Annotated in this window: 12 protein-coding genes; 8 read left to right on the forward strand and 4 right to left on the reverse strand. The window is 52.7% G+C overall.

From position 1 onward, the window contains the following. Position 1: 1 nt before the first annotated feature. The gene (gene ilvY, locus ACSPJT_RS08475; RefSeq protein ID WP_435895945.1) at positions 2-889 is read left to right on the forward strand and encodes an HTH-type transcriptional activator IlvY; all 888 of its coding nucleotides are present in this window, start codon (positions 2-4) and stop codon (positions 887-889) included. 6 nt (positions 890-895) lie between these two features. Here ilvY and ACSPJT_RS08480 read toward each other — a convergent pair whose 3' ends face one another. Continuing rightward, positions 896-2,176 carry a peptidylprolyl isomerase gene (locus ACSPJT_RS08480; RefSeq protein WP_435895946.1) on the reverse strand — a complete coding sequence of 427 codons (1,281 nt, stop codon included), beginning with the start codon at positions 2,174-2,176 and terminating at the stop codon, positions 896-898. A gap of 124 nt (positions 2,177-2,300) precedes the next feature. Between ACSPJT_RS08480 and ACSPJT_RS08485 the strand changes: the two genes are divergently transcribed. From ACSPJT_RS08485 to ACSPJT_RS08505, 5 genes are all read left to right on the forward strand, one after another. Then, a complete protein-coding gene (locus tag ACSPJT_RS08485; protein WP_435895947.1) occupies positions 2,301-3,653 on the forward strand; it encodes a peptidylprolyl isomerase in 1,353 nt (450 codons plus the stop codon). Positions 3,654-3,662: 9 nt separating this feature from the next. Further along, positions 3,663-4,409: an HAD family hydrolase gene (locus ACSPJT_RS08490; protein WP_435895948.1), complete on the forward strand. Its 747-nt coding sequence runs from the start codon at positions 3,663-3,665 to the stop codon at positions 4,407-4,409. A gap of 155 nt (positions 4,410-4,564) precedes the next feature. Continuing rightward, on the forward strand, positions 4,565-5,791 hold the full coding sequence (locus ACSPJT_RS08495; RefSeq protein WP_435895949.1) for a porin: 1,227 nt from the start codon (positions 4,565-4,567) through the stop codon (positions 5,789-5,791). 163 nt (positions 5,792-5,954) lie between these two features. Beyond that, positions 5,955-7,280 (forward strand): porin, encoded by a 1,326-nt coding sequence (locus tag ACSPJT_RS08500; protein WP_435895950.1) that lies wholly within the window; start codon positions 5,955-5,957, stop codon positions 7,278-7,280. 134 nt (positions 7,281-7,414) lie between these two features. Next, positions 7,415-8,686 (forward strand): porin, encoded by a 1,272-nt coding sequence (locus ACSPJT_RS08505; RefSeq protein WP_435895951.1) that lies wholly within the window; start codon positions 7,415-7,417, stop codon positions 8,684-8,686. Here the strand turns inward: ACSPJT_RS08505 and queG are convergent. From queG to hrpA, 3 genes are read right to left on the reverse strand one after another with little or no spacing between them, the layout of a single operon-like run. After that, positions 8,683-9,717, reverse strand: a complete 1,035-nt coding sequence (queG, locus tag ACSPJT_RS08510; RefSeq protein WP_435895952.1) for a tRNA epoxyqueuosine(34) reductase QueG — start codon at positions 9,715-9,717, stop codon at positions 8,683-8,685. The two genes, ACSPJT_RS08505 and queG, sit on opposite strands and share 4 nt — an antisense overlap. Next, positions 9,714-10,079, reverse strand: coding sequence for a transmembrane 220 family protein (locus ACSPJT_RS08515; RefSeq protein ID WP_435895953.1), 366 nt, complete (start codon positions 10,077-10,079; stop codon positions 9,714-9,716). Before ACSPJT_RS08515 ends, queG begins: the two co-directional genes overlap by 4 nt. A 14-nt stretch (positions 10,080-10,093) precedes the next feature. After that, entirely contained in the window at positions 10,094-13,789 is a 3,696-nt protein-coding gene (gene hrpA, locus ACSPJT_RS08520) for an ATP-dependent RNA helicase HrpA (protein ID WP_435895954.1), read from the reverse strand. Between the two features lie 161 nt (positions 13,790-13,950). Between hrpA and ACSPJT_RS08525 the strand changes: the two genes are divergently transcribed. Then, positions 13,951-17,643, forward strand: a complete 3,693-nt coding sequence (locus ACSPJT_RS08525) for a Calx-beta domain-containing protein (protein ID WP_435895955.1) — start codon at positions 13,951-13,953, stop codon at positions 17,641-17,643. A 133-nt stretch (positions 17,644-17,776) separates the two neighbouring features. Further along, the gene (locus tag ACSPJT_RS08530; protein ID WP_435895956.1) at positions 17,777-19,051 is read left to right on the forward strand and encodes an NAD(P)/FAD-dependent oxidoreductase; all 1,275 of its coding nucleotides are present in this window, start codon (positions 17,777-17,779) and stop codon (positions 19,049-19,051) included. The last annotated feature ends 3 nt before the right edge of the window (positions 19,052-19,054 follow it).

Here is a 19,054-nt window from a genome sequence, read left to right on the forward strand (position 1 = left end):
TTTGAATCTGCATGAGCTGAAAAATTTCCTGACACTGGCCGAACTGTTACATTTCGGCAAAGCCGCCCATGCCTGCAACATGAGCCCCTCGGCCCTCACGCGTAGCATTCAGCGCACCGAGGAAGTCGTCGGCCAGCCCCTGTTTCTACGCGATAACCGCACTGTCAGCCTGACGCCAGCCGGGGAAAAATTTCGAGCCTACGCTGTGCAAGCTGTGCGTGACTGGGACAGCTTCCGTGAGCAATTCCAAGATACTGATACCGTTTCGGGCCTAGTCTCCATCTACGCATCGGTGACCGCAGTTTACAGCCTGCTCCCAAACCTGTTAGAATCTTACCGCTCCGCCTATCCTGATGTGCAACTTGAGCTCCGCACCGGTTCTGCGGAGGAATCCGTCAAACAGGTATTAGCCGGAGAGATTGATCTCTCGGTGGCGGCATTGCCTGATCAGCAACATAACCAACTGGAGTTTATGCCTCTCACGCAGACGGATCTGGTATTTGTCGCTCCAAAAAAACTCAAAGACTTGCCACAATCCAACGGCCAGCTCGATTTGGCGAAAGCACCGCTCGTCATTCCCCGCAGCGGACTTTCACGCAAGCGACTCGACCAATGGCTGAAGAAAAACAACACCCTGCCAAACATCAACACCGAGGTCTCCGGCAACGAGGGCATTCTGGCGATGGTTCGGCTAGGCTGTGGCATCGGCGTCGTGCCTGAGCTTGTGTTAGAGCGTAGTCCGTTTCGTAAGGACGTTCGGAAAATTGAGAACGCCCCCGCTCTTTCACCCTATGTGGTTGGGCTTTGCACAACGCAAAAAAACCTCAAGCGACCCGCCATCTCCGCACTCTGGCAGCTGGCTGGAGAACAAAACAGCACGTCTGATTAACAGGGATCAAAGCGCGGAAGGCCCAATCGTGAAGAAGGAGTCCTTCTCATCCTGCCCTGCATACTTGATCTTCGCAGACATCCTTTCCGTGGTGCTGACATTGAGATTTTTTCCGCCAAAGTAGAGAGTGTAGGTTGTCTCAGCAAGACCTGGCGTAGTGACGTGGAGCTCCGCGGTATATGGCCCCGTCACCGTGTAATCGTAAATCAACTCGCCCCAATCGCCATTGGGAAATGTGTAAATGCTCTGGGTTCCGCTGGCATCAAAATCAAATCGGACGTTATCCACGGTTCCAACACCTACCGAGATACTCGAGTCATAAAGATTTTGCGGTGCAGTGGTCACCGGGTAAAACACGCCAGTCAGCCGGTAAAAACCTCTCGGGCTTCCGCCGTGGGTGAGTGACATAGGCGATGACGGACCAACACCCACGCCGTGGTAAACGTCGAATGACGGGGCATAATACCAGTTAAACAAATCTGGAGAGGCGTAGGATCTGTATACACCGCCGGCTTGGCTATCGTGGTGTAAAATGACATTCGTGGGTGTGTGTGTCACTGAGGTGATAGGCACTTTACCCATCGTCGGAAGTTCACCCCAGTGCTGAGTTTCATCGAAAGCGTTCGCCCCGACTCCACGCCTACGAATGGAGATGCTAGTGATCGACACCTGGCCGAATGAACCAAAAATATTATCCACAGCAATTCGACCGTTGGTCACGCCCGTAGGCTGTCCCTGACTATTATAAGTGTAGTATTGCTGCCTGACGGTACCAAAAGCACTGTTCACATCATCGAACTGAGGGTCGTTGACCAGCGTGATGATGATCCGGCCTCCGCTACTGTGTGGACCATTGTTCGCCATGGTCACGGTGTAGGCAGCATGAGGTAAGATCAGCGCTCCGCTACCGTTTCCATACCGACGGATTTCGTCTCGCAGCACATATCCAGGCCCTTCCGTTCCGAAAAGATCCTTTCTCTCACCAAACTGGAGGTAAGCGCGATTCGGCCCGCTCTGACTGAGAAACTTCTGAAATTTCGATCCCGTAAAATAGGGCACCTCGTTGACCACATTTCCTGTGGCATGATCCAGCCACGGTTGATCTCCTGACGCCAAGCGCATGAAATGTGCCACCGTGCGAGGTGCTGCATCGTAGCGCAGCTCAATGGTGAAATTCTGCCCCGTGCTAGTAACGATATCGGCCAGCAGTCCATCTGCTTCCTGAGCACGCACCAGCCCGGTCAACCCGACCAGAATAGTGACAAACTTAAGCAAGCGACGACTCATTGCGGCACTTCTAGCCCAGAAAAGGAGCCGATCAAGTAAAACTACTCCAACATCGTCCCATCGCCTCGTCTGATGTTCTCCTTGTCAGCCAGCCCATTGTTCCACACACTGCGGCGCATTTTTCATGAGACGGTTTTTTACGATTCACACACTTAGCTTAGCGTTTCCATTGGTCCTCACTGCAGCTCCGAAGGTATTGCCCGTGCTTAATGCCACCCTGCCTGACCAAGTGCTGGACATCAACGCAACGGCCCAGAGCATTGATGTGCCATCACTATTTGGCACGGAGGAAATCGACGATCAAGTGGTGCGTTTTACATCGCAAGCCTCGAACGGGGCCGCGGTGATGGACTTCGCGCTGTTTAGCAATCGGACTCCAATCACTCGCACGAATTTCCTGCAATACGTTACGGACGGCGATTACGATCACTCGTTTATCCACCGCTCAGTGCCCGGATTTGTGATCCAAGGCGGCGGATTTAGAAACACCAATCCGAATGATGCCTTGTCGGTTGGCAGCGTTCCCACTGACCCGGCGATCACCAATGAGTTTGGGGTTTCCAATACCCTTGGTACTATCTCGATGGCCAAAAACGGAGGCGATCCAAATAGCGCCACCAGCCAGTGGTTTGTCAGCCTCGGTGATAACTCCGCGAATCTGGACAATCAGAACGGAGGTTTCACCGTTTTCGGGCGAGTGACCAAGGGCACGATGGCGACGGCCAACAATTTCGGCGATCCGGTGCAATTTCCCATCTGGAATGCAGGGGGGGCTTTTTCCAACCTCCCATTGATTGCCAGTTTTGATGGCTCTGCCTCCATTCAGCACACGGATCTCATCCTCTTTCCCACAGTGACACTTGCACCTCTTCCTGCAGGAGAAGCCGGAGAATCCACCACACTCACCTACACCGTCGACAACACGGATCCCAGTGTGGTTACGACCACACTCTCTGCCACGAACCAGCTGCAATTGAGCTATCCTTCCGATTCATCGGGTGTCAGTACGATCACTGTGTCCGCCACAGATTCTGTGGGAAATGTTGTAGCCGACCATTTCACAATCAAAGTGCTTCAGCCCTACTCTCTCTGGAAAGAAACAAACTTCAACGAAGCAGATGCAGCTGACCCCTCGGTGAGCGGCCCTGACGAAGACCCTAACCACGACGGCATTTCCAATCTGAGATTATACATTCACGGCCTGACGATAGACCAGAATCACACCGATCCAGTTACCATGACGACGACCAGCGGTTTTGCTGTATTCAGCTATCCCATCGTCAACAACCTCAAAGGCATCACTACTCAAATGCAGCGCAGCACAGACTTAGGAATAACAGATCCTTGGACCAGTGTTCCATACACCGTCATATCTCGCACCACGGATAATTTGTTAGACACTGTATCCATCCGTGCCAACAGTGCTCTCACAGGTGATCGTGCCTTTTACCGTCTCGTTTTCACCCTTGCCGAATAAGCTATCATCGTGAACGCCCAAGAATCCCAGCGAGGCTACGCTCTCTTCGATCTCGATCAGACTCTGATCCCTTGGGACACCCAACTCCTGTTCTGCAATTTCGTGCTCAAACGCATGCCGTGGAGGAGGTTTTATCTACTCATACTCGTTCCATTTCTCCCCCTAACAAAAATTCTCGGATCTGAAGGAATGAAGCGGGTGTTCCTCAACTACCTCTGGGGGCTCGATCAGGAGAAAATTGAAAAACTAGGTGCGGAATTTGTATCGGAAATCATGCCCGATGGATTTTATCCTGAAATGCTCGAAGTTGTTAGGGAACAAAAAGAGTCGGGACGATTGATGGTTCTCAGTTCCGCGAGCCCTGAGATCTGGGTGAAACCGATCGCTCAGAGACTTGGTTTCGATCATTGCTTCGGCACCGAGGTGGATATGACAGGCGGCGTCAAATTGTTCCCAGACATCCTCGGTGGAAACAACAAAGGAGCTAACAAACTGGAAAAAATGCGCGCCGTGCTTCCTGAAGGATTCGATCCCGAATCCGGCGACACTTTACCTAACAGCCATGGCTTTTCAGACAGCCACGCTGACCTTCCGATGCTGAGAATTTGTGAAAATGCCAGCATGGTGAATCCTACTGAGAAACTCTCCAAAGAAGGCTCGATGCGTGAATGGTCACTCTATTCACCCAACCGCCCCACTCAAGGGAAACGGCAGTTTGCCATCGCCTGCTTGAAACAGGCTCTTGGGATCTATTGATTCCATCAAGATGCCTTTGTGACGAAATCGCTACCCAATGCCACTCCGCGTTGGATGTTTGTTCTGCTTGATTCCCGTCGTGACTGACACCGGACCGATTCCGAGCACGGTGCTTTCTACCTATTACAATTAGTTACACTAACAACCGAACAACTATGACAACACAACTCAAACTAACAACTGCTGCTGCCCTTGCCACATTCGGCGCTGCATTCCCAGCACTCGCCGGACCACCCGCTCCCGTGTCCGTGACACCTCCGTCCTCCAATGGCGACTGGTGCACGAGCCTCCAGGACTTCGGAAAATTCTACTCGAACAAAGATGCTGCATTTATCCAAGAGATGAAAATTTTTGGCCGTTTTCAGGCCCAGTATGCCCACATCGACGGTCAAGGTAACGACGGAGATGATTTCTCCGAAGGATTCGACACCATCCGCCGATTCCGTCTGGGAACTGAGATCAAATTCCTCAACAACTTCTCCCTGCTTGGCCGCGCGAACCTTGTCGGCGATGCCCGTCACTCTGGTGGCGAACGCGACTTCGCATACCAAGACTGGGATGAACTGAAGCTATCCTACACTCTGGAAAACTTTGCAGGCCTCGATGCGCTGACAGCGTCTTACGGTCGTCATAAGATCTCCATGGGTCACGAATCCCACACATCATCCAAGAAGATCAAAACCGTAGAACGGTCCGCGATTTCTAACAAAATCTACGCCAACCGCTACACTGGTCTTACTCTGACCGCCGAACGCGGTGACTGGAGCGGAACTTTCGGTCTTCTCAGCCTGGACTCCACAAGTGGTATCGGCAACTGGGATCACGGAACAGCACTTTACCTGAGCTCCGCGCACAAGGTAGGTAGCGGTAACTTGGTATTCGACCTCTTCTACAACCTCGATGCAGACAACTCTGGCGATGACGAAGTGGGTGTAGGCTACGAGTGGGCAGCTTCTGTTTCCTACGAGCGTCAAATCGCTAACTGGAACCTGATGGTCAACGGTATCTACGGTGATAACGGTGACACTGACTACGTCAGCAAGTCGCGCTCTGGTAGCTTCTGGGGTGTGGTCATCATGCCTTCCACCTACATCATCGAGGACAAACTCGAGTTTGTCGCCCGCTACGCCTATCAAGGCTCCAGCGAGAACGAAGGTATCCGCACCAACAGCCGCTACTTCCGCGCTGACAACGATGGTGCCGTCAACAGCGGCCGCGGTGATTCTCACCACAGCATTTACGCTGGTCTGAACTACTTCCTCTGTGGCCACAACTCCAAGATCATGGTTGGTGTCGAATACGAAACCCTCGACACCCCCAACGTAGGGAATGAGGACGCAGACGCCACTACACTGTGGGCTGCATACCGCATGTATTTCTAATCAGCAGGGGGTTCTCCCCTATTGGTTTATCTGGTAACATAACGGAGAGGTACGGTCGCGAGACCGTGCCTCTTTTTTGTCTTTATGCTTCCGCCTTAGCTGCTATTCAACTCCGTCATAGTGGACGACTGATGTCCCACTTTCACCGTTATACCAGACTACCATGATACCAAAAAAATTAACTGCAGCCTCCATCTGCGCGATCTCCCTCGCGGGGCTTCCAGCGATCGCCGGTGAAGCCATCGAAGCTCCGAAAGCGGACAAACCCTCTAACAATGGGAACTGGTGCTCTTGGCTGCAGGATGATCCGGGCAAATTATACGACAATGACGATAACCCGTTTATTCAGGAATTTACCATCACCGGTCGTTTCCATTGGCAATATGCCTATGTCGATGGCCAAGGATCACACGAAGGTGGAATACGCAGACTCAGCTACGACACGGAGGAAATCCGCCGTTTTCGTCTGGGGGTCGAAATGAAATTCCTCAATTTCTTCAAACTCGAAACCGACGTCGATCTTGCGAACGACTTGGCCCCGACCGGGCTGGAGAGCGACCACGACATCGAGTATGCCGACATCTACTCCGCCACCCTAACATTTGATGCGCAGGAAGCTTTCGAGATCAAATCGCTCGACAAACTGGACTTCAGCATCGGCAAACACAAGGTGACTACCAGTGCTGAGAAGGACATCTCCTCGCGCGAAATCAAAACTGTCGAGCGCTCGTCACTCAGTGATTACATCACACCACCGAGTTCCACCGGATTTGCCATCGACTTAGAAAAAGGACCATGGGAAATAACCGCAGGTATCTACTCTGGCGATGACGAGGATGAGTTCGCCGATGTAAAAGGAGACAATGATTATTTCTATACCTTCCGCCTAGGCTACAAAGCTGAAGATCCAAAATTCTTTGACAAGGCACAAGCCAACCTCCGTGTGATCATCAACGGAGACGAATCAGAAAACGCCACCGATAATCCACTGAGTGAGGGTGCATTCAATCCTGATTGGGCGGTTTCGTTCGGCACCCAGACACGCAAGGGTCGATTCGATCTGTTGACCGATGTTATTTATGGCGAGAACGGCAAGGAATTTTCCATGGAAAGCAATGGGTTAGAGCGCAGGCCAGAGCGTGAAGGCTCTTTCTGGGGAGTGGTCATTCTGCCCAGCTACTGGTTAGTAGAAGATCGTCTTGAGGCGGTATTTCGCTATCAGTATGCTGAGTCCAGCCAACCTGAGGGTTTCCGGATCTCCTCACGCTACAGCCGTCGGGCCGGAGAATCGTTAGGTTTCACTGGGCCTAACGATCTATCCAATGGTCGTGGTGACAACCACCACAGCGCCTATCTCGGACTGAACTACTACCTCTGCGGGGACAATGCCAAGGTCATGTTTGGTGTCGAATACGACGACCTCGATTCCGGTTCGCAAGACGTCTATGAGGGATACACCGGTTGGGCAGCATTCCGTATGTATTTCTAAATCAGCACTTTGCTCTGTTATTGCGGACAGGCTGGAAACGGCCTGTCCGTTTTTTATGCTTTTTTCACCTGTCTATTCTGTTATTTCCGCTGGCACTTCGCAGGCTTTTTCCCTGCAGAAAACCAGATAATACCATGAAACAAGAAACCAACGTTGCGAAACGGCTGGCCACATTTGGCTCCACCATCGCCCTTGCTATCTCCGCTTCCTCCGCTATCGCCGGAGAAGTCACTGTCACCCCTACCCCTGAGCCAGCGGCTAACAACGGGGACTTCTGCAGCTGGCTGCAAAGCAAACCAGGCACCCTTTACAAAAATTCTGAGAACCCCATTATTCAAGAGGTCGGCATCTTCGGTCGCATGCAGTATCAGCAGGCATGGATCGACGGCGATGCCGGTGGTGATGACTTCTGGTATGACAGCGAAGGAGAGTTCCGCCGTCTGCGTGTGGGTGCACGCGTGAAATTCCTCCAGTATTTCGAGCTCTGGGGTAATGTGGACATGGAAAATGACACTCGCCCATCCGGTGGTGACCTCGACATTGAATACTCTAACATTTACGAAGCCCAACTGCTCTTCAATGCGCAGAAAGCCTTCACTCTTTCCAATTTTGACAAGCTCACATTTGGTTACGGAAAGAACAAAATCAAGATCTCAGCTGAGGGCACTACCTCATCCAAAAAGATCAAAACCATCGAACGCTCAGCCATCGCCAACAAGGCATTCCCAGACAACATGACCGGGTTCTGGATGGATGGAACAAAAGGCAAAACAAGCTTCCATCTCGGATTTTACAGCACCGAAGCAAGTGATGAAGTAGCCGACTGGCATGCAGGTGAATTCTACCTCGCAAGCGTAACACAAGATATCACCTCTATGATGTCTTTTGAGAAGTCTCAGGCTCATCTTGCCTTCGCTTACGCGGACCACGCCGGCTCTGCAGACACCACCGTTGGCTTCGATTGGACCGCCTCCGTTGCACTTGAAGTGGAGCAAGGAAATGCGACCGTCCTCGCGAACGTGATCTTCGGCGACAACCGCGACGATGCCTCCTCTAGCAGAGATGGTAGCTTCTGGGGTGTCGTACTCATGCCCACTTACTGGATCACTCAAGACCGTCTTGAGGCAGTATTCCGTTACCAGTATCAGCAGGCTAGCAGTGCCGAAGGCATCCGCCTTAACAGCCGCTATGTGCGCAACGCCGGTGACGCACGTCAGGAAGACATCGCTTCCCTGCGCAACGGTCGCGGCGACGAGCACCACAGCATTTACCTCGGTCTTAACTACTACTTCTGTGGCGACAACTCCAAGATCATGGCTGGTGTCGAATGGGAGGACCTCGATTCAGACGGCAATGACGTCTACGATGGCTTCACATACGGCTTGGCATACAGAATGTTCTTCTAAGCCTCTGTTCTCGCCTTGATCTCAGAGACCGCCCATGCGGCGTGTTCAGAGATCAGGGCATCCTCATCACCTGCCGCGCGTGTTAACGCCGGCAGGTCTTTTTTTGTCCCCACATTTCCAAGTGCAACACAAACATTGCGCAGGAATCGGTTTCGCTTGATGCGTTTGATCGGTGACTTGGCAAACATGATACGAAAACTCTCGTCATCGAGTTCTAGAAAATCGCGGAGGCGGTTTTGAAATACCGACTGTCTGGCATGAAATTTTGTTTCCCGACTAATCTTCGCAAAGCGATTCCAGGGGCATACATCCAGACAGGTGTCGCACCCATAGATCCGATCTCCAATTTGTTTTCTAAACTCCAGAGGGATTGGCCCGAGGTATTCGATTGTTAGGTAGGAAATACATCGTCGGGCATCTACGCGATGGGGCTCAGTGATGGCATCAGTAGGGCAAGCGACCATGCAGCGTGTGCACTTTCCGCAATGGTCTCCGAAGGGTTGGTCCGGGGGAAGATCTAGGGTGGTGATCAATTCTGCTAGAAAAAACCAAGTGCCCATTTCCTTGTGAATCTGGACACAAGATTTACCACTCCAACCGAGACCGGAGTCCGTCGCAAAATCCCTTTCTAACACCGGACCAGTATCGGTATAGAATCTCTGCACCCCCCCCATGTCCTCCAGCGCGGAATTGAGATCCTTGAGTTTCGCTTCGATAATGTCGTGATAGTCCTCGTTCCACGCGTAGCGAGCGATACGGTAGTCGCCATCCGGATCTTCATGACCGGGAAAATAGTTCAGAGCCAGACTGATGACAGAACATGCACCTGGCACCACCTCCGTAGGATTCACACGGCGATCTATATTGCGCTCCAGCCACGCCATGTCACCAGCGCAGCCATCTGAGATCCAATTTTTATATGCTTCCGCATGTGTGGCCTCACGAGCTCGGGACACCCGGCAGTCATCAAAGCCAAGCTCACGAGCGATACGTGTGAGATTGGTTTTGGCGATCTGCGGATCCAGAATCATAGCTCGGTGTGCTTAGCCACTTTCGCTTTTCTCGCCCAGGCGAGGATGCCCATCCAGACAGCGATGACTAACAGGCCACCGGTTTCATTTCCGGACGGATTATCAGGATTGTAGAGAATTTCACGACTCCACTCCACGCCCTGCACACGCACCACCGCTGCGGTCAGTGCTGCGACCACCATACTGATGTACACGATAACAGGTAAGCGTTTGAAAAAACTGATCAGTGAAATCAAGGCACACAGTCCGTAAGCGGCCACCCACAAATACCATTTTTCCGTGTGATATTGATCGAGATCATTGAATTGCACCAAGGTGAAAGCGGTGAACACCAAGGCCATCAGAAGACATACATAGCGCATGTAAGAACCTTGCATCAATACGCGCCAATGTCCAGAGCCTGCAACTCTCTCTCAATCATCTTTTCCGAGACTTTGTTGCGTCTTGGCTGACTGGGAGAGAACTCGGCGACACGCCATTCCATGAGGAGCCACCCAACTGGCCAGAGTGAGACATTATCAGGATCTTTTCTCCAAATGACAAACCACGCATCCCACAGGCGGCAGACACGGTGACGTTTTTCATCGTCTTTGACCAGCGGCAAGCTTTCGAGTCGCTTCAAACGCTCCTCCATCGCTTGAAAATATCGCCCGTATTCGACGAGCCGCGAGTAGCCTGCGCGCCATGCAAAGCCAGAACCTAACAGCCATTCAATTTCCTCCGTCAAATCCGCAGCCACCACGCTCAGATGGCGGTCGGAGCCGTTGTCTTGAATCCAGTCGGACACAATGCGGTAGGAGGTTAACATCGACTCGAAGCCCTCACAGACCTTGGCTGCACAGTTAAAAAGTTCACCTTTCCCTCGCGAGGCAGCGCGAGAAAACTCTTCGGCATCGCGCGGCAAGGGAGACCCCATGGCACCTTCGCACGCGACACGAAGTAAATCGACCACTAGCTCACCATTGCCTGAGTCCATGGCGGGTAACATGACCTTGCCCATCATGCCCAGAGGTAACTTACGGCGCACGTAGTCTACCTGGGTGGCCTGTTCGATCTGGAATAATCTGACGGCACCGGCACGATGGCTTTCGGCGGCTTCGGTTTTGTTCAGATAGGCTCGCATGCCGACTGTTTTGCCCTCGTCGACCAAAGCAGGAAATACACCGTCATCTGCTACCGTGGGAATTGTTCCGAAGTCCCAGCCCTCGCCTCCAGTCATTTCCCACTCCTCGTTCACATGGATCTCCAGACGATCTCTCATCAGACCTGTTAGTTTTTGGCGAAGCTCATCAATGTCTGTGCCAAATGCCAGTTCTTCGTCCTCGTCACTCCAAATGCGGATTTTACCGCGATAGCCATCGGGTAGGCGTGACTCGTCAAACATGCCAACATCGATGATGTGTCCAGTTCGCTTGCTGAGAAATGACGACAGCTCAGTGAGTAGATCGCGTGCTGGCACCCACCCCTTCCATTCCTCAAGAAAAGCCGTTGTGACATCGCGCGCCGGAGAGCAGGCTTGGCGTTGGCTTTTGGGTAATGATCTTATCAGCAGATAAACTCGTTCCTCCAACAACCCGGGCACAACCCATGACGTTAGAAAATCAGGAAACTCCGCCACATCACCAAGACTCAGTTCAAAAACCAGACCGTCTTCGCGTTCACCTGGGGTGTCGTTGTAGCTGACATGATAACCGGTCTCCCCATGCCAAACGAGGTCAGGGAAGTCATTGAGGTCTTCGATTTCACCCCAGACACAGTCCTCAACGGTCAGCATTAGCTGCGTTTCATTGTCGCCAGTGGTTCGCCACTTTTGAAAGGCTTTGGCGGTGCATATGTTAGAGGGGATACGCTCTAAGAAAAAATCATAGACCGCTTCCTCAGACCAGAGCCCACCGCTTCGACGCAATTTGTGCTCGGCGTCCTCGACTTCAGCTTTCACCTCGTCCATCCGATCCATGAACTTGCCACGCGTGCGCAGACCTGAACCTAACACAGCCTCGCGAATAAAGACCTCGTGCGCCTCTCTCGGATTCACTCTGCCGTAGAACACGTTGCGTCCGTCGACCAGAGTCAGCCCACCGCAGAGCACGGTTTCTTTTCCATACACTGCACCCTGTTTTTCATCCCAGTAAGGTGAGTGATACCGGTGACGGCAGAGGTGTGGCACGACCTCCTCCACCCAGCGGACATCGAGCTGGGCAACCTTACGTGCGAATACACGGCTGGTCTCGACCAGCTCGTAAGCAATCAACCACTCGTGGCGCTTTTTGCCGAAGAGGCCCGAGCCGGGGAACACGGCAAACTCGCATCCTCCGGTGCCTCGGTAAATGCGTTTCTCCTTGTCCCAGAAGCCGAACTGCTTGGGGATTCCTGCTAACAGGGACTTGTGCATCTCAGCCTCATCACCCCATTGGCTGCGTTCGGCTGAGAGTGCTTTGGTTTTTACCTTCAGGGTATTCTGCACCAGTCGGCCAAGTTCATTGACCACCTGATCCCACTCCATCACCCGTCGGAAACTGATGTAGTTCTGTTTGCAATACTTGCGCAGCTGGTTGCGCTTGAAACGCCGCTTATCTCGAAAATCATTCACTGCCGACCAGATGTGAAGAAGTGTTAGGAAATCCGATTCCTCATCGTTAAACTTGGTGTGCGCCTTGTCGGCCTCGGCTTGTTTTTCTGGCGGCCGCTCGCGCACGTCCATCACGCTCATGCCACCGACCATAACCAGCACAGCGTCCAGAACATTGCGTTGTTCGGCTTCGATCAACATTCTGCCAAGCCGCGGATCGAGCGGTAGTCGCGCGAGCTGATGACCGATGCGCGTCAAAGCTCCGTCTTTTTCCATCGCACCCACCTCTTCCAAAGTTCGGTGCCCCTCGCTAATCGCCTTGGCGGAAGGAGGGCTGAGGAAAGGAAACTCGCGCACGTCAGGGAGCTTCAGTGACTTCATGCGCAGGATCACACCTGCTAATGAACTGCGGCGTATTTCCGGATCTGTGTATTCATCCGCGGCATCGTGGATTTCCTCATCGTAGAGTCGGATGCAGATACCTTCCTGCACTCGACCACATCGGCCACGACGTTGCCGAGCACTGGCCTGGCTGATTTGCTCGATCTGTAGTCGCTGAATCTGACGCGCCGGATTCCAGCGGCTGACCCGTGCCAAGCCACTGTCGATGACATAGACGATGCCCGGAATAGTGACTGATGTCTCGGCGACGTTCGTTGCCAAGACAACACGCCTGTTAGAACCACCGGTATTAAAGACTCGCTCTTGCTCATCCAGTCCGAGCCGGGCGAAAAGGGGCAGGATTTCCGTGCGTGGAAAATTATTTCCCTCCAACGTATCGGCGCACTCACGGATCTCGCGTTCGCCTGGTAAGAAGATCAACACATCTCCTGTGGGATCCATATCCGTGACCCACTCAACGGCACGCGAAACATGTCTGGAAAGGTCCTCACCGTCACTTCGTGCCGGCAGGTAGTAATCCTCCACCGGATATGTTCGCCCCTCAACGTTAACGATTGGGGCACCACCAAAATACTCTGCAAATTTCCCCGAATCCATGGTCGCCGAGCTCACCACGATGCGCAGGTCCTTGCGGCGCTTGATCAGGTTTTTCAGATACCCTAACACAAAATCGATGTTCAGACTGCGCTCGTGCGCTTCATCGATGATCAAGGTGTCGTATTGACGGAGTTCCCTGTCACGCTGGGTTTCGGCTAGCAGGATACCATCGGTCATGAACTTGATCGAGGTTTCATCCTGCACTTTCTCCACGAAGCGGACTTGGTAGCCCACTCGATCACCTAAGCCGGTGCCCATTTCCTCTGCAACACGTCGGGCGACGGTGGCGGCGGCCAGTCGGCGTGGCTGGGTACAACCAACTCTGCCAGTTTTCCCCTCCTCCACTGCCAGTTCATAGGCCATCTTCGGCAGCTGGGTGGTTTTACCACTTCCGGTCTCGCCAACCACGATGACGACCTGATGTTTCCGCATGGCAGCCATGATCTCCTCGCGGCGAGAAGCCACGGGCAGGTCGGGATAAGTAATGGATGGCGTTGCGGACACGGCGGCACTCTGGGGTGATCAGCTTGTGGCGAAAAGTGTGAAATACATCGATCTTTCGTGTTGTCAGCACGAGAGAAGAGCTGACTGTTTAGTAAAGAATTGTCAATTATCGACAAACCCTTCAAAGTTCACTACGAGACCATCAACACACTGCCCACACCATGAATAAGCGTTTTCACATACTCGTTGTCATTATTGCCGTCATAGCAGCCGCACTACTCATCATCAGCCATCGCTCAAAATCCGTCGCTTCGGCACCGGAGAAAGAGAAAACCTCTCGTATCTCAGAGCAAGCTTCGGTCACCGACTTCACTGCGGCATGGAGCAGGACTTCATCTCAGCCCTCTGTGCGCGAGACCATCATCGCCACTGCCGAACGTCACCGGACGAGATTTATCCAACTGATGAAGAGCAATCCTAGCAAGGCTCTGGCCGAGGCTCCCAGCCTGAGTGATTTTGCTGCTTTGCCCAATGAGCTGAAGCCTTATTTCCCAGCTCCGCTCAGTGGACTGGCCAATATCGACCTGATTTGGGAGACCTCCATGCTTGGTTGCTCGCATGCCGAATGCAGAACTCACGCTACTCAAGAATCACATCAGCATCGCGTTTGTCAGCACAAGAACACCATCGAGATTCGTGGAGAAGTTTTACAGGCCTACACTGAAAGCGGGCAAGAGATGCCGGTGCTCAATGCTTACCCAGTGAGCGGCATCCGTCTGGCTGGTCACGCAGTGATCTCAGACCGGGCCACCACGCTTCTTTCCAAATCCGATCAGGCAGCTGCGGGAGAATTGTTCGCCGCCGGCACCAAACACAGCGACGCCGAGGGATCTGTTTCCGCTCTCGTCGCAGGGCAAGTTCATACCTTCAGCTCCGCCACTGACCTCGAAGTCATCGAGCAAACTCTGGCGGAGGCCAAAGAAGAGGCTGTAATCCGACGCCGTGCAACCGTTCGTCATCCTTACGAATGGATCGCCGGTGATACAGGTGGGGACAGCGGTGGAGGTGAAGTCCTAGACACACCCTACATGGTCAACGAAATCAATGTGCTCTTCATCCGGGTTGATTTTTCCGATTTTCCTGGAGAGCCTATTTCGAAAACGGATCTGGAAGACACTCTGACGACTGTTGACGGTCACCTGCACAATTATTCCTACGGTAACGCAGGCATCACTTTCACAGTCTCCGACGATGTATACAGAATGCCCAGCTCGGGTGCGACTTATGCGGTGAATGGAGACAACAACGGCATCCAAAACGACGCACGTGCTCTAGCCTCCGCAGATTACACCATCGGAAACTATGATGTCATCGCCGTGTATTTTCCGAATCTTGGTCAAGTTACCAACTCGCAGATTACATATGGCGGACGTGCATCCGTTGGCGGTTCCAACCATTGGGTAAACGGCTTCAACAGTGTGGGGATTATCGTTCACGAATTTGGTCATAACTACGGACTCAGCCATGCCAACTACCATCACCCTGAAATGGAGCTCGGCGGCACCTACCAAACGCCCGGCAGTCTGGAGTATGGTGACATATTTGATGAAATGGGCGGCGGTAGCTCGCCCGACGCACACTTCTCGCATTTGGCCAAAAATTACATGGATTGGCTGCCCGACTCGAAAGTCACCGAAGCCACCGAGTCGCAGACATTCACCATCTACCGGTTTGACCACGTCTCTGCTATCAGCAACCCGACACTAGCTGTTAGAGTGCCCATGTCCGGGGACGACTATTTCTGGATTGGCTATCGTCAGAACTATCAGACATCATCTAACAACCTTGATAGTGCAGCATACGTTGTTGGTGAAAACATGGCCAGTGGTCGCGAGACTTCCCTCATCGACATGACCCCTGAGTCAGAATCCTCTGAGACCGCGGACCGGAGAGATGCGGGACTGCCAGTGGGTGAAACCTACTACGATAGTAATGCCGGCGTGCGCTTCAACTGCTTGGAAAAAGGAGGCACTACCCCTAACGAATGGATCAAAGTGCAGGTCGTATTTGACCCCCGAATTTCTCTCGCGTCCGATAACATCGCCGTCGATGAGCAAAGCGGGGTTGCGAAGATCACCGTGCAACGACGTTTCAGTAGTACCGGAGCGGTGAGCGTGGACTACGCGACAGGTAGTGGCAGCGCCACGGCCGGCAGCGATTATTTTGCCGTGTCTGGCACCCTCACCTGGGAAGATGGTGACTTGGAGGACAAAACCATTCTGGTTTCTCTGTGCCCGGATGTCATCGCCGAAGGTGTTGAAGATTTCACCCTTACGCTGAGCAACCCGAGTGGAGCAGTGATTGATGCTGGCCTAGATGTGGCCACTGTCAGCATCCTTGATGCCGGGCAACGGGTTACATCATTCACGCCTCCGTTTTTCAATGTCACGGTGGAAGCCATCGCTCCCCTCGACAACGGTCAGGTAATGGTGGGTGGCAATATTTATAACGTTTCCAATTACCCTAACATCAGCAACATCATGCGACTGAATGCTGACGGCTCAGTGGATGAGGACTTTGTTTCAGGCAGCGGCTTTAATGGCGATGTTCTATGTATCGCCGTGCAAAGTGATGGAAAATACATTATCGGTGGAGAATTTACCAACTACAACGGATCCGCATGTGGCCGTCTGGTCCGGCTGAATTCGGATGGCAGCATGGATGAAACTTTCCTCGGCAACACGGGCACAGGAGCTGATGATCTGGTTCGCTGTCTCGCCATCGAAACTGACGGTCGGATTCTGGTTGGTGGTGATTTCAGCAACTTCAATTCATCCTCAGCCAATGGCGTGGTGAGACTCAATGCCAATGGGTCGACTGCAGGCGCTCTTGCTTCACCGTTGAATTCAGGAGCCAGTATTCGTGACCTGATTGCTGAGACTGACGGAAAGATCACACTCGGAGGCAATTTCAGTATTCCCAATACAGGAGACGGAACTCACCGAGATATAATACGCCTGAACAATGACGGCAGCCGAGACACTTCATTTCAAGTTGGCAGCGGCAGTAATGGTGGGGTTTACACGGTTGTGCGTCAGGCCGATGGTAAATATATCATCGGCGGATTTTTCACCACATATGATGGAGCAACTGCTGAACGCTGTTGCAGAGTCGGTACAAACGGTGCTTTGGATACCACATTTACAGCTCCCGGGTTTACTAGCACTGTTCGTATTTTATTGAATCAAGCTAATGGCAAAACGATGGCCGGAGGATCCCAAATCATCTCTGCGATGAACCTTGAAAGAATGACTACCACGGGCTCACTCGACACCTCATTTGACCAAGGATCCGGCCCTGGAGGAACGGTCTACGAACTGGCCCAAGGTGAGGGTGGTATCATTTGGGTGGGAGGAAATTTCTTCTCCTACGATGGTAGTTCCAGTCGTCCTATTGTCCCTATCATCGGAGGTGATTCCCCGTATGACATTTGGGCCAAGACGTGGTTCACTCCTTCCCAGTTTGCCAGCGGAGATGCTGCCGCAGACGAGGATCCTGATGGCGATGGAATGACCAACCTCGCGGAAATGGCAATGGGCACCAATCCCAATGTCGCCAATACCGATCCTGTTTTCGGTGTCTCAAAAAACAACGGCGTCAACATCGTCGAGGACGGAGACCAAGATTATCTGCAGATCAGTTTGGACAAGACGGCCACTGTGGACGGTGTCTGGTTTGTAGCCCAGTTCAGTAGTGATCTCAACACTTGGGCACCGACGAACCCTACACCTGAGGCCAATAGCACTTACGAAGTGATTGAGAACTCCGCTACCCGTTTCACTGTGCGCGACAAGACTCCCATTTCACCCTCGTCTCCACGTTTCGGCCGAATCATTCTCAAGCAGCCGCACTAATCGCGGCTATGAGTGCTTCCAGTCATACTCCTCTTCCCATTACACCTGCTCACATCCTATGGTGACAAAGATCATTGCGTGATGAACCATGTGCCTATTGCACAATGAGAGGAACTGTATTAAGCCGACTCCCATGAGCGAGAAGAACACAGGCGTGACTAAGGTCGTGATCATCGGTGGAGGCTTTGCCGGGCTGGAGTGCGCCCGCAATCTGGCCAACAAGGACGGCTTCGAAGTTACCTTGCTGGACCGGACCAACCATCACCTATTCCAACCTTTACTCTACCAAGTTGCCACCGCGACCTTGGCAGCACCGGACATCGCGCGTTCTCTACGAGGCATCCTAGAGAAATCCAAAAACGTCACCGTTTTCATGGATGATATCTGTGGCATCGACATCGATGCCAAAAAGGTCAGCGGCACATCGGGCCAGGAATATCGGTACGATACCCTAGTCGTCGCGGCAGGAGCCAAGACCGGATACTTTGGAAACAACCACTGGGAGCAGCACACTATTGGATTGAAATCTCTATCCGATGCCTACTCAGTGCGAAAAAAAGTGCTCGAAAACCTCGAAGCCGCTGAGCGCACGGACGATCCTGCCGAACGGAAACGTCTGATGACCATCGTCATCGTAGGCGGCGGCCCCACAGGAGTTGAACTCTCCGGAGCATTTGTGGAGCTAATCAAGCGCTCAATGCGGAGGAATTTCCGCCGACTCGACGTCCATAGCCTCAAGGTCATCTTGGTGGAAGCTGGTCCACGGATTTTACCTCCTTACATCGAATCTAATTCCGCATATGCTCAAAAACGCTTGGAAAAGATCGGTGTCGATGTGCGCACCAGCACGATGGTCACCGACATCCAACCGCACACGGTGATTACGAAAGACGAGGAAATAAAATGCGGTGCCATTCTCTGGGCTGCCGGCATTGAAGCCGAGGGCATCACGGCGCACTTGCCATGCGAGCGCAACCGCGCCGGTAAGGTTACCCCTGAAGCAGATCTGTCACTGACTGGCCACCCTAACATTTTCGTTGCCGGTGACTTGGTGTTCATGAAAGACATTGCCGACAAACCCGTTCCGGGCGTAGCTCCTGCTGCGAGCCAGATGGGTAGGCACATCGCCAAGCTTCTTCTCAAGGAAAAGAAAACTGGCAACAGCAGTGATCGCCAAGGCTTCAAATACCTCGACAAGGGGTCGATGGCCATTATCGGACGCTCTCAGGCCGTGGTTGAATTTGGCAAGATGAAGCTCACCGGTTTCATTGCCTGGCTGGCATGGCTATTCATCCACATCATGTTCCTTGTGGACTTCCGTTCCAAGGTAGGCGTGTTGCTTCAGTGGTCATGGGCATATATCAGCGATGCTCCCGGTGCCCGCGTGTTCGTCAATAAAAGGAAGTAACAT

This window comes from Oceaniferula spumae (assembly GCF_042849255.1).
Taxonomy (GTDB): Bacteria; Verrucomicrobiota; Verrucomicrobiia; order Verrucomicrobiales; family Akkermansiaceae; genus Oceaniferula; species Oceaniferula spumae.

Excerpts from the sequence above, each read along its gene's own strand:
- ACSPJT_RS08480 (WP_435895946.1), bottom strand. The coding sequence starts at position 2,176 with ATGAGTCGTCGCTTGCTTAAGTTTGTCACTATTCTGGTCGGGTTGACC.
- ACSPJT_RS08485 (WP_435895947.1), top strand. The coding sequence starts at position 2,301 with ATGAGACGGTTTTTTACGATTCACACACTTAGCTTAGCGTTTCCATTG.
- ACSPJT_RS08495 (WP_435895949.1), top strand. The coding sequence starts at position 4,565 with ATGACAACACAACTCAAACTAACAACTGCTGCTGCCCTTGCCACATTC.
- ACSPJT_RS08500 (WP_435895950.1), top strand. The coding sequence starts at position 5,955 with ATGATACCAAAAAAATTAACTGCAGCCTCCATCTGCGCGATCTCCCTC.
- ACSPJT_RS08505 (WP_435895951.1), top strand. The coding sequence starts at position 7,415 with ATGAAACAAGAAACCAACGTTGCGAAACGGCTGGCCACATTTGGCTCC.
- queG (WP_435895952.1), bottom strand. The coding sequence starts at position 9,717 with ATGATTCTGGATCCGCAGATCGCCAAAACCAATCTCACACGTATCGCT.
- ACSPJT_RS08515 (WP_435895953.1), bottom strand. The coding sequence starts at position 10,079 with ATGCGCTATGTATGTCTTCTGATGGCCTTGGTGTTCACCGCTTTCACC.
- ACSPJT_RS08525 (WP_435895955.1), top strand. The coding sequence starts at position 13,951 with ATGAATAAGCGTTTTCACATACTCGTTGTCATTATTGCCGTCATAGCA.
- ACSPJT_RS08530 (WP_435895956.1), top strand. The coding sequence starts at position 17,777 with ATGAGCGAGAAGAACACAGGCGTGACTAAGGTCGTGATCATCGGTGGA.